The sequence below is a fragment of the Candidatus Neomarinimicrobiota bacterium genome, from assembly GCA_034716895.1.
Classification (GTDB): domain Bacteria; phylum Fidelibacterota; class UBA8477; order UBA8477; family JABMPR01; genus JABMPR01.
The window spans coordinates 20,436-31,468 of the sequence record JAYEKW010000166.1; the positions used below are offsets into that span (position 1 = coordinate 20,436).

9 protein-coding genes are annotated in these 11,033 nt (G+C 41.5%); 2 read left to right on the forward strand and 7 right to left on the reverse strand.

From position 1 onward, the window contains the following. Positions 1-55 precede the first annotated feature (55 nt). The 6 genes from U9Q77_10490 to U9Q77_10515 form a co-directional block, all read right to left on the reverse strand. Positions 56-2,161, reverse strand: coding sequence for a hypothetical protein (locus U9Q77_10490; protein MEA3287785.1), 2,106 nt, complete (start codon positions 2,159-2,161; stop codon positions 56-58). Between the two features lie 85 nt (positions 2,162-2,246). Next, positions 2,247-3,803, reverse strand: a complete 1,557-nt coding sequence (gpmI, locus tag U9Q77_10495; GenBank protein MEA3287786.1) for a 2,3-bisphosphoglycerate-independent phosphoglycerate mutase — start codon at positions 3,801-3,803, stop codon at positions 2,247-2,249. Between the two features lie 505 nt (positions 3,804-4,308). Then, positions 4,309-4,689 (reverse strand): PIN domain-containing protein, encoded by a 381-nt coding sequence (locus U9Q77_10500; protein MEA3287787.1) that lies wholly within the window; start codon positions 4,687-4,689, stop codon positions 4,309-4,311. A gap of 26 nt (positions 4,690-4,715) precedes the next feature. Next, a complete protein-coding gene (locus U9Q77_10505; GenBank protein ID MEA3287788.1) occupies positions 4,716-4,958 on the reverse strand; it encodes a CopG family transcriptional regulator in 243 nt (80 codons plus the stop codon). Positions 4,959-5,144: 186 nt separating this feature from the next. Beyond that, the gene (locus U9Q77_10510; protein ID MEA3287789.1) at positions 5,145-5,711 is read right to left on the reverse strand and encodes a hypothetical protein; all 567 of its coding nucleotides are present in this window, start codon (positions 5,709-5,711) and stop codon (positions 5,145-5,147) included. 360 nt (positions 5,712-6,071) lie between these two features. Then, positions 6,072-6,311, reverse strand: a complete 240-nt coding sequence (locus tag U9Q77_10515; protein MEA3287790.1) for a CopG family transcriptional regulator — start codon at positions 6,309-6,311, stop codon at positions 6,072-6,074. Positions 6,312-7,015: 704 nt separating this feature from the next. Here U9Q77_10515 and U9Q77_10520 point away from each other — a divergent pair. Then, the gene (locus U9Q77_10520; GenBank protein MEA3287791.1) at positions 7,016-7,327 is read left to right on the forward strand and encodes a hypothetical protein; all 312 of its coding nucleotides are present in this window, start codon (positions 7,016-7,018) and stop codon (positions 7,325-7,327) included. Positions 7,328-7,836: 509 nt separating this feature from the next. After that, entirely contained in the window at positions 7,837-8,328 is a 492-nt protein-coding gene (locus U9Q77_10525; protein ID MEA3287792.1) for a hypothetical protein, read from the forward strand. 33 nt (positions 8,329-8,361) lie between these two features. On the opposite strand, the gene U9Q77_10530 is transcribed toward U9Q77_10525, so the two are convergent. Beyond that, a complete protein-coding gene (locus U9Q77_10530; protein ID MEA3287793.1) occupies positions 8,362-10,833 on the reverse strand; it encodes a TonB-dependent receptor in 2,472 nt (823 codons plus the stop codon). Positions 10,834-11,033 lie beyond the last annotated feature (200 nt).

The following is an 11,033-nucleotide window of genomic DNA, read 5'->3' on the forward strand; positions in this document are numbered from 1 at the left end:
GCTGTTTCATCTCAAAATCACAGATAGCCCGACTGACTTAAACGCCCGCTCTCCTTTACAGTTCAACTCGCAACGGACTGGTTAAAGCTGGCCATTGACCCTTGGCAATATTACGGGGACCCTTGAAAACCAGGTAGGAATATTTCCCATAATGGGGTACTAATTGTCCCAGACGAGGTAATGATCCAAGATCTTCAGAGATCACGATAAGCAGTTTGGCAAAGATTTCATTTTCTTCAGCACTTAAGACAAAAGTGTGTCCTGTCCGGGGATATTCAGTCCCTTTAATGGTGATGCTGGTTTCAGATACCTCAATTTGTTGAGACAATCCGACTGGCAGATCTGTGGGATTTAGAGCAATGATGGCATAGCCACCTTCCGGGCCCATGCTGATGGTGCCGAATTCAGGTGTGACATCCCCTTCGGTCAGGTTATCGCCAAAAGTTTTAAGAACGGACTGTTCATCATCGGCATAATAGACAAAATGTTTTTCGGAAGCCCCCAAAGCTGCTGCAACCGTGGGTTCGATTTCTTCTGGATAAAGATGACGGAAAATATTATAGTCCGGATCCAGCTCAAAAGCCGTCGCCTCTCCTGCAACAGTAAACTCAAACACGGCTTCTTTCCCGGAAAGTCCGACTGTCCCACTCTGACCTTCAATGCCACTGAATTTTATCGGAAAACTGATATTATAGATATCATCGGTTTGGGTGACCTTGAATTTTACTCTGGTCTGGCCAGCTTTTACTTCTGATTCCAGTAATTCAACACTGATGCGAGCTGCACCCACCTGATCCACCCACTGGGGGATGACGAAACTGAGATCTTCCCCGGAAGCTTTCTCATAAGCAGTGATCCACTGTTCCCAGGTTACTTTTTCACCTTTGTGACCAGCATACACATCCCGCCAGGCCTGGATAAAGTCTTCTGTGCCGATCCGTTCCTCGATCATGTGAAAGATCATCATGGCCTTGTTATACCCGATGGTGCGGCTTTCAGCATTGTGACGGGCAACAAATTCCCGAACTGGAAACTCATTCTCCGGTGTTACATAGTTTTTATAGGCTTTCAGGATATCTTTGCGGTAATCCCGGGCGCTGGCTGGACTGCGATCAAGTTTATAACGGTAATCTGCACCATAAACAGTTAATCCTTCACACCAGTTGCCCTTTTCATAATCTACATAAATACTATTGCCCCACCAATTGTGGAGCACCTCATGCCCCAGGGAGCTCATCACAATAAATGGGAGACGAATCACCTGTTGACCCAGCAGGGTCCAGGCCGGCATCCCATATCCGGTAGGAAAAAAGTTTTCCGCCACCGTAAAACGTTTATAGGGATAAGAACCAATGAGATCTGAATACCTCTTTACATAGTTGGCTGTTGCCGGTAAGTAGGTCTCAAAGAGACTGGTATCTTCTTCAAAGAAATAGCAAAACACATCTATTTCACCTGCCTGCATCTGTTTGACCACAAAAGGAGCCGCCATGAACATCAAGCCGTCTGATTCATAGGGGTTCTGCCAACTTTGTCTTTTGGTTGTTCCCATATTCACACTGGCGATGCTATTACCGTCAGCAATAGATTCCCAGTTGGCTGGAATGGTGGCAGTCACTTCAAAACGCATAAGACCATCATTTCCCCTGGGGTAGTAAAAAGAGCTGGGACTGAAATAGGCTCCTTTTTCAATAATGGTTCCGGTGATCTCTCGACCAACATTCTGGTTGGAAAATTTTGCTTCAGCCACATCTGCTTCAAATACAGCAGAATAGGAGATGTAAAAGCTTGCCTTCAATGGTTCTTTTTGGTCAAAAAGCACCCATAATGCGTCTTCTGGAAGGTCTAATGCTTCAAACTTTGCTGCAAATTCAGGTTTTAGGTCACTTAATCCGGTTGAGTCCAGGGTTTCAAATTCAAGACTGGCACCATTAATGGATATGTCATCAATTTTTGCATTAGGTGGCAAATATAGAACATTAACCCCTGCACTTACATTCATTAGGCCTGAATCAACAAAGGTTGCGCGATGATTTTCGACATTTAGTGAAAATTCCAGATTATGTTTCAAAAAAACGACCTCTGTCACTTCAGCCGTTTTACATGAGACCATTACCAGGGCTGTTAATGCGATTAGTAATACAATTTTAATTGCTTTCATTTGGCACCTCTTGTTCTATCCTGTCAATTTCTATTTGTTAAATATTTGTGGCTTTTAGTACCCGGTCACATTGCCCATACTTTTTCTACCGTTCAATCAAATTCTTTGCATTCATCTCGGTTGGGATATCAAGCCCTAGAAGACCAAGAATGGTCACGCCAATATCAGATAATACACCATCAGACAACTTGATATCCACTTTTGATTTAGAGGCGATATAGAACAATTCCACCGGATTCAGACTGTGACTGGTCCTGACAGCCCCTGTCTCATAGTCGATCATCTGGTCCACATTACCATGATCTGCAGTCAGGAGAATCTGTCCACCCTGCTCCAGGATCGCTGGGATGATTTGACCCAGACATTCATCAAGAATTTCAACCGCCTTTACTCCGGCATCAAAATTTCCAGTATGACCTACCATATCGCCATTGGCATAATTCATCATTATAAATGCGTATTTGTCGGCAGCCAATTGTTCCAGAAAGGTTTCTGTAACGCGGTAAGCTTCCATTTCGGGATGATCAGCAAAGCTGGCGGGATCAAAACGTCCTTTAAGCTCAATGCGATCTTCATTTTTATAAGGTGTGGTCAACTTGCCATTAAAAAAGCTGGTGACGTGTGGGAATTTTTGGGTCTCTGCCAAGCGTAGTTGGCATAATCCGGCTTCTGAGATCAGCCTCCCAACAGTGACTGGCGGTTCGGTATCGTTTTGAGCGACATCAACCAACAGAAATTGCTCAAAACCATCATAATAGCTGGTCATGCCAACATACATGATATCCAAACGCTCTTTTTTGCTACCCGGATAGTCATCTTCAACAAAAGCTTTGGTTAATTGGGTGGCACGATCCTGGCGATAGTTGGTATGGAGGACTACATCACCAGCTTTGATGCCATGATAACCCTGCATGATAAAGGGCGGGATGTATTCATCAAACATTGTTTCACCAGAGGGTGTTTTGTCTGTTTTCCAGGAGGACATGATCGCCTCTTTGGCAGAAACCATTGGTCGCCCCGTGCCAAAAACCAGGCCGTCATAAGCCTGATCTGTGAGCGCCCACATTTTGGCTCGATCCATACTATAATAGCGACCCATAAGGGACCCAATACTGACAGCAGGAATCGTATCGATGACATTTTCCAGCTTGCTCAGGTGCTCCAGGGCACTCCGGGGTGGTGTATCACGACCATCCAGGAAGGGGTGTACTACAATTTTTCCATCTGGATTTTCTTTAGCCGCCTGGTGAATGAATTTAAATAGATGATCATAGTGAGCATGAACGCCCTCATTTTGAAGCAAGCCCAGCAAATGCAAGGTTGACTGCTTTTCCCGCCACTGTTGCATCATGGATTGCCACAGGTCTCCCTTATATATTTCACCACTTTCCAGTTGATCATTGATCCTTTTCAGTTCCTGGATCACAACGCGACCGGCGCCCATGCTTAAATGGCCGACTTCACTGGAACCTTGAAAACCAGCCGGTAAACCAACCGATTCACCCGATGCTCCCAATATGCTGCGGGGATAGGTCTTGCGGATTTGATCAAGGGTGGGCGTCCTGGCTGCCAGAACGGCATTACCTTCGGTTTTTTCGGTGTAACCGACACCATCAAGAACGATCAGTACTACGGGATTCATCTGTTTATGGCTTTCATAATTATTAATTTCAACATGGCTTGAAATTTAGACTTTATTGTGGCTTTCGGAACCGCGAATTGCGCGAATTTCACTAATTGGGGTTTGCAGATGGGGTTCTATGTTTGACCTATTTTGGGAAGCCACGGATTGCTGGAACCGCGAATTGCGCCAATTTCGCTAATTGCAATTTAAATTTTTGGCGTCCTGCACTTCGAGCTTTCAATGGCTCTAAAAAACCTCTGTACTCACTGCGGTTAAATGTTTTTAAGTGGCTTGACAACTCTCAACGATAGAACCCAGAACCATAGACCAAGTCCTGAAATGTGTTTGGACGTCATGCTCTTGGGCTGACGTCCCCTGCGATAGATAGGGTAAATGTCAGGGTAGTTGTGCTAAAATTGAGAAAGAACGGAGCAATGATTTTTATTAGGCAGGATCCTTTATAATTATTGACTTATACCTTTTAAAAGGTGTTACACACCGGCTTACCTGGGTCATTGTCTCTCTATTTTAGCTTCATCCGAAAAGGAATTCGGTCATGTAATCGGTAAATACTAAAGTCCCGATCAATAGTAGCTACTTCGTTGATGTTAAATTTCTCCCCAATGTACACGAGACATGCATCAGCAAAATCCATTGGTAAATCTTGATACTTTTTCAACAATACTTTGATACGATCAAGATCATCAATACCGATATCAACAATCTGAACCGCTCCTCGTAATAACCATTCCAGGAAATCTAGTTGGGCATTCTTGTTAAAGTCCAACATGTACATAGTTTCTGTCACTGACGCTAGAGATGTCAGTAGTTCCGAAGTATTTGATTCAATAAAATCTTTGGCAGTAGAATGATATTGATCGCTACTGTCGAAAAGAGCAATCATTGGCCCCGAGTCCATGAGAGTCCGGTTCATGTAGACTTTTTTTGGATTTTCTGACGAATTAAGTCTTTACGATTCTTTGAACGAAGTCCATCCCGACTTGCATGTTGACCAAATAGGTCTGCTCCCAGTTCCCATGCGGATGGTTTTTTTAAAGTTTCGAGATATTTCATGATGCTTTCTCGAACCAATTCAGATTTAGTGATACCAAATGCATCAGCCGTTTTTTGGACAGTTTTTTCAAGTGTTGGATTTAGTCTTAATGTTATCATTTTTCACCTCCTATGTCACAATGTAATACGTGTCGTAATACGTGTCAACAATAGTATGTGTAACGTCCTAAACTTGAGCGGCTTCCGGACGATTTATCTCTTTGTACAAACACTGGATCCCTCCACCATATTCTCGCAAACCAATCAATTTGTGTGAGTCCGCTCTAAGCTTGTTAGCGAGCTGCTTTAAGGCCAATAGACTCTTCTCTCGTACCTGTTAAAATATATTTTCAGTGTGGTTCTAATTGCATACTCCTTATACTCTGGACTCTGCCCATCATAGTGTCGATATGGAATCCACTCCGAATTTGCTATTAATTCTTCAAGAATTGATCGTAACCTATTGTTATTTATGTTTGTCTCATTTGAGATTAGCTCCACTTCTCCAGCAATGCCTTCGATTTCGACTTTAAACGAGAATCGCACAATTCCATTAATCCCACTCTCCCATACATCATCCTGAGAGGAAAAGTATATCAAAAGGGAGTCTCCTCCGTGAATGGGTCTTGGAGTAATATCTGTATCTATTCCAACAAGACTATGTCTGTGTAATGATCCAAGCCCCAATGAGTCCATAATACTTCTATTGATCGCTTCCCAGTAATCTGATGGTAATTCATTGTCCAATTTTTCTTGCCCAACTATAAGTGAACTAAAGATTATCAAACCGTATACTAATGATCTCAAAATAGTCATCATGTCTCGATAACGTCCAGCGCTTGAGCGGCTTCTGTATGAGTTATCCTTTTGCATTTACACTGTATCCTGCGACATCATTTCAGCCAACCAATCCCTTTTGGTGAGTCCGCAGCAGCTTGTCAGGCGACAATTTTAACCAATTACCGATATGCATTCTTCCTAAAATCGATAGTTAAGACAAAAACAATATGCTTGTCAATATCCACGGAATAAAAGAGTCTGAATTTATTAATCCTGTATCTCCAAGTGCTTGGTTTATAGTCTCTCAACTTTTTGATATTTGCTCCCAAGAATGGGTCTTTTCTTAATTGAGGGTACACATAGGTTTTCAATTTCGATGCAATGCGTGATGCATCAGTTGGAGACATTTTCCCTAGCTTTTTTATGAATTCATCTGTTTCGAATATTCGAAATTCAGACAAAACGGCCTCTTTCAGAATTTGCATCATCCAGACCACGATTGATACTCGTGTTCAAATCCTCATTTTGTTCAATCTCAGCCATCTCAAAACTGTCAATATATTCTGACTCATCGATAAATCTGAGGGCAGCAGTTTCAATAAAATTTGATAGCGGGCGATTATCTTGTTTGGCCAATTTCTGAAATTTTAGATAGGTATCTTCTTTCAATCTAAGGGTTACGGTTTTAGACATGTTTCACCTCACCTGTTAAATTCTTCACAAATACAGCAATAGAATACAAAAGAACACAACGTAATACAATAGAATATTTTTTGTTTACCTAATGTCCCGCGCTTGAGCAGCTTCCTGACAATTTATTCTTCTTTAAATACATTGTATTCTGCGACAAGATTTCCGAAAACCGTTCCCTTTGGGTGGATCCGCTCTAAACCGTTGTTCAAGTAAGCCGCTCCGCGGCGGAAGAGCAGTTCTCCGGTTTCACCTTAAGACATTAACAGGCTAATATACGTTTCCATATCCCGCATGGAGCAGGAAAATGAAATCTAAGGAAGCGTATGATGACCAAAGACACACCGTAATTCTTGTTATTTGTGATTAAAGTATCATATTTCCAGCGATAATTGAGAACTGGTCGTGATTATTACTGAAACTAACTTCATGATAAACAATGACTTCTTATCAATCCCCTTATAACAACCGCGCCTTATCGAACACCAGAATAGAAATGACCCATCTTCTGCTTCTTTTGAGAGTTGTGGTACTATGGGGTCATGTCTATCCTAATTTGTTAGGTTTCTGAGTATTTCTATTCTGTAAAAATATTGTATGCAAGATCGTCGCAAGTGAAACCAATGGTACATAACATGATTGACAACAAGCCTATATTTATATATTTTCAACGTACATAAATTTAATCTAATAAGGGGGTAAGTATTATGAGACGTATTCTTGTTAGCATGATTATGGTTGTTGCAATATTATTGCTTACAACACAATTATTTGCAGCCCTAAATGGGATTAAAGGCAAATGCACATTGCCTGCTGAATCTGGGATTAGCATAGAAATCACTAGACCTGAAGATTTTAGTACCACAACGGGAACTAATGGAGACTATTCAATAAATATGTCGGGAGCTTCTGCTGGTACGTATTATTTCCATGCAACTAACGGTGTCGGTCATCATTATTGGAGCTGGTATGTCACTGGAGCTAGTATGGTTGTCCACAATTTTGCACTAGGTGTATAATTGTAGATAGAGTTTCAATACTATTGGCTTTTGGCTACTCTTTACAACAGCATGGGGTGTGAGATTTTACCTTCAGAGATATGGCACTAAGCTAACCACCCCAGAACGGGTGGACACAATTTTATGATCTTGCCAACGCCGTCATTAGTGCTCCTGATTCGAGTTTATGAATATATACACAAATTACAGGTATGCCCATTGATACCAGAGCATAAATTTTAAATTTCTAACCAATTAAACTCACAAGATAGAATTAGCCGACTGTGACCAGAGTGCATTATTATAACGGAGATCATGTTGAATCTCACTATAGTTTTCTTCATTCGTCGAAGCCAAGGCACTTTATTAGTGCGATTATATGTTCTATTCCACTAATCTTGATAGATTGTTTCGGACCTGAGCAGGACATACCTATTGATCCTGTCGAGCATCCGTATTATACGATTTCAGGTCAAGTAATTTATGCCCTTGACAACTCAGTCGTACCATTTTCATCCGTAAGTGTTGTCATGGAAATTTTAATTCAAGGCGATTGGGTCGATCAAAGGCTCTCCACTGCTGACAATAATGGATACTTTCAAATAGACAGCCTCTATAGAGGCCAGTACAGGATAGAAGCAACACGAGAGGGTGTATCAAAGTTTTCTAAAAGTATTGTCATGATGCAATATTCAGATAGAGAGTATGATATTATCATTCCTGCTCCCCCAAATCTTGTTTTTGATGGCAACATAACACGCTGTTCTGACGCGGTCAATCTGTCAGAAGTTCAGTTAAGCTTAAGGCCAACGGAGATAGAAAACGGAGGTGTTTTGGGAGTCCAAACTGAGATTACTAACTCAATTGGTAATTTTCAATTTAGGAATCTCTATGCAGGTGCATACAGGTTTATAGCAATAAAAGGTTATTATACAGGAATTTCACAAGCGGTTTATATCCCTGATAATGGAGAAACTTATTTTGAATTAGATTTTTGTATGAATGGGAGTTCGTCCCCATAGCACGAATAAATGAGTGGGATATTCCATAAAACTTTAAAACTCAAACCCAACTCCCGCTCTAAATCGACGACCCAGATCATATGCTCCTGGATCACTGAGTATTCCGCCCGCGAACCCATTTGAATCAACCCAAAGAACGTTTTGCTGGTCTAGTATATTTGTGACTTCAAGGAAAGCTTTTAACAATCTTTGGTCACCAACTTTCCATAATCCATTAATTCGCAGGTCTACATCATGAGTTGATTTCATTCTTTCGCCATTGGGTACGGTATACTCACCCTTGTCGAGTGTATATGGTAATCCTGAATTGTAGTGTAGGCTTACGACAGAAGAGAGCCATGTATTAAATGAGAATTCAAGATTAGCATCCAAAGTATGACGCTGATCCCAGCTCAATGGATAGAGTTCGGTTCCTCTCGTCGTAACTTCGAAATTTCTCCATAATCCTTCAAGACTATAGGAGGAAGATCCCTTTGCCGTCATCATGGTGTAGGCTATGTCTCCACTTAATTTGTCTGAGAGGAATAGATCCAAGTACATTTCTAAACCCTGAATATCAGATTGGCCAATATTGACAAAGCGTGTAAAACCTTCTTTCTGATAATTATTCCCATAAACCAGTAGCGTGTTTGAATCAATGAGGTTGATAACATCTTTACTGAAAATAACAAAATCAATTGTACCCCAATCACCAAGTGACTGCATCATACCAAACTCAATAGCCCGGGTTTGGGCAGGTTTGAGATCAGCATCACCAATAGTGGAGAATCCATTGGCTACATTCAGGTTGGGGTTTGTATACAGATAGTCAAAGCTGGGCATCTGGAAGAAGTAACCATAGTTAACATGAAACTTACTATCATCATTTATAACCCAGGCTATGCCTATTCGAGGACTTAGACTCGTCTTTACGGAAGCAGGTATGGTTGAAATGGTGTCGATTACCCAATCATAATCTAACTCCGTAAGATCCACCTCTATTTGAGGTCGTGCGGCGCGTGGATCAAAAAAATCATATCGGAGACCACTATTAATAACCAGAGTTCCACTTACATATTTGCCTTGAAGAAATAAACTTCCTCTCCTCGGCTCATATTCGTACTCACTATCATACATGATGTATACCGGAAAACCGTCGCTCCAGTTTTTTATGTCTCTTCGGTGAACATTTTTACGATACAGATAATATTGGGTAAAGCTACCCCCACCCTTGAATTGGAGCTTTTCAGATACCTGAGATGTAAGTGCAAATTTTGAGTATAATTGGTTCTCAACATGGTCCATCCACCAGGGATAGGCTCCTTCCAAAACATATCCTGAATCAGACACCGCTGGTACTCTTTCCAGCGCATCTCTGCTTCCATAAACTGATTTAATGAAACTGTATAGACTGAGGTTTAGCTCATAAAATGTTTGTGCAGTTAGGGTGTGGCTAATTGTCCCTGCAATTCGATTACTTTTTTTTGATAGACCCGGTAAGGCTCCAAGGTTGTATTTCCAAACATGGTCGTATTCCCGCCATTGCCAATTTGAGTACAGATCCTGGAGCGTGAGTTTTAATGTGTGATTCAAAAAAGAGGCGCTCAATTTACCAGTGAGGTTAATATTCATGCTCGAATCAGGGTCGTAAATTCTCATTTTGCGCACGCCGAACTGTTCTTGTAAAGTGCGCGTACTGGGAAAACAAACATCCCCTGCAAAAAAATAGGAAGTGTTGGAAGTAAAGATTGGACCACCAACAGCTAAATCGATCATGTATTCTGGTGTTTTTCCGCTTGTAAATGGCTGAGGGTTGTTTGAATAATCCATCACATGACTTTGAGTTTTGAGAAAGAAATCGCCAGATCCTTCTTTCGTGAGGATATTGACTACGCCTGACATGGCGTTTCCGTACTCCGCTGTAAATCCACCGGTTTGAACAGAAATATCAACAATGGATGTGTTAGGTAGATCGGTGCCAGCTTTACCGTCTATGGTGTTCTGAATGGGCATCCCATCCACTAAATAGATGAGTTCAGACTTGCGTCCACCCCGAACATGTCCGGCGGCGACTCCAGGAAGAGACTCGACCAGTTCCTGGTAGTTCAATATTGGGTGCTTATCCAGTAGATCTGGTGAGATAAAACGAGTGGTCGATGTGATCTGTCCCGTTAGATCCATTGTCTTAGATTCAACTATCACCGTTTCGCCTTCAAGGGTTGAAGGTAACAATTTTACATTTACCTGAGTTTGGAGATCGATGGCTACCTGGACACCCATCACCACTTTTTTTGAATAGCCGATCATTTCAAATCGTAGATCGTATTTACCTGGCGGGATGTTTACGATGTAAAATACACCCGAAACATCACAGATAGCTCCTCGATTGCTTCCATCGATGATAACCTGAACACCGGGCAAACTCTCGCCAGTTAGTCCATTGTTAACATGACCCGTTATGGTTCCGGTCACACCAGCATAGATAGGTACAATTGAGAGGTATAGTATGAGCAATATCATTATCATAATCTCAGCTACCATTTCTACTATTTTTTACATTTCCCTATCAATTTCAAGACTTTTGTTAAACCACCAGACAAAACCATAAATTCATCGGAATGCTTCAGGATTCTGCCACTTAACATGGTATGAAAAATATGTTAAAAATGCACCGAACGATGTAAACAATTAATCCCTTTAACTCCTTAATTCTTACTCATGGACCT

What these genes read in the sequence shown, in the direction of transcription:
- U9Q77_10490 (MEA3287785.1), bottom strand. Translation starts at nt 2,161, where the DNA reads ATGAAAGCAATTAAAATTGTATTACTAATCGCATTAACAGCCCTGGTA.
- gpmI (MEA3287786.1), bottom strand. Translation starts at nt 3,803, where the DNA reads ATGAATCCCGTAGTACTGATCGTTCTTGATGGTGTCGGTTACACCGAA.
- U9Q77_10500 (MEA3287787.1), bottom strand. Translation starts at nt 4,689, where the DNA reads ATGATTGCTCTTTTCGACAGTAGCGATCAATATCATTCTACTGCCAAA.
- U9Q77_10505 (MEA3287788.1), bottom strand. Translation starts at nt 4,958, where the DNA reads ATGATAACATTAAGACTAAATCCAACACTTGAAAAAACTGTCCAAAAA.
- U9Q77_10510 (MEA3287789.1), bottom strand. Translation starts at nt 5,711, where the DNA reads ATGCAAAAGGATAACTCATACAGAAGCCGCTCAAGCGCTGGACGTTAT.
- U9Q77_10515 (MEA3287790.1), bottom strand. Translation starts at nt 6,311, where the DNA reads ATGTCTAAAACCGTAACCCTTAGATTGAAAGAAGATACCTATCTAAAA.
- U9Q77_10520 (MEA3287791.1), top strand. Translation starts at nt 7,016, where the DNA reads ATGAGACGTATTCTTGTTAGCATGATTATGGTTGTTGCAATATTATTG.
- U9Q77_10525 (MEA3287792.1), top strand. Translation starts at nt 7,837, where the DNA reads ATGGAAATTTTAATTCAAGGCGATTGGGTCGATCAAAGGCTCTCCACT.
- U9Q77_10530 (MEA3287793.1), bottom strand. Translation starts at nt 10,833, where the DNA reads ATGATAATGATATTGCTCATACTATACCTCTCAATTGTACCTATCTAT.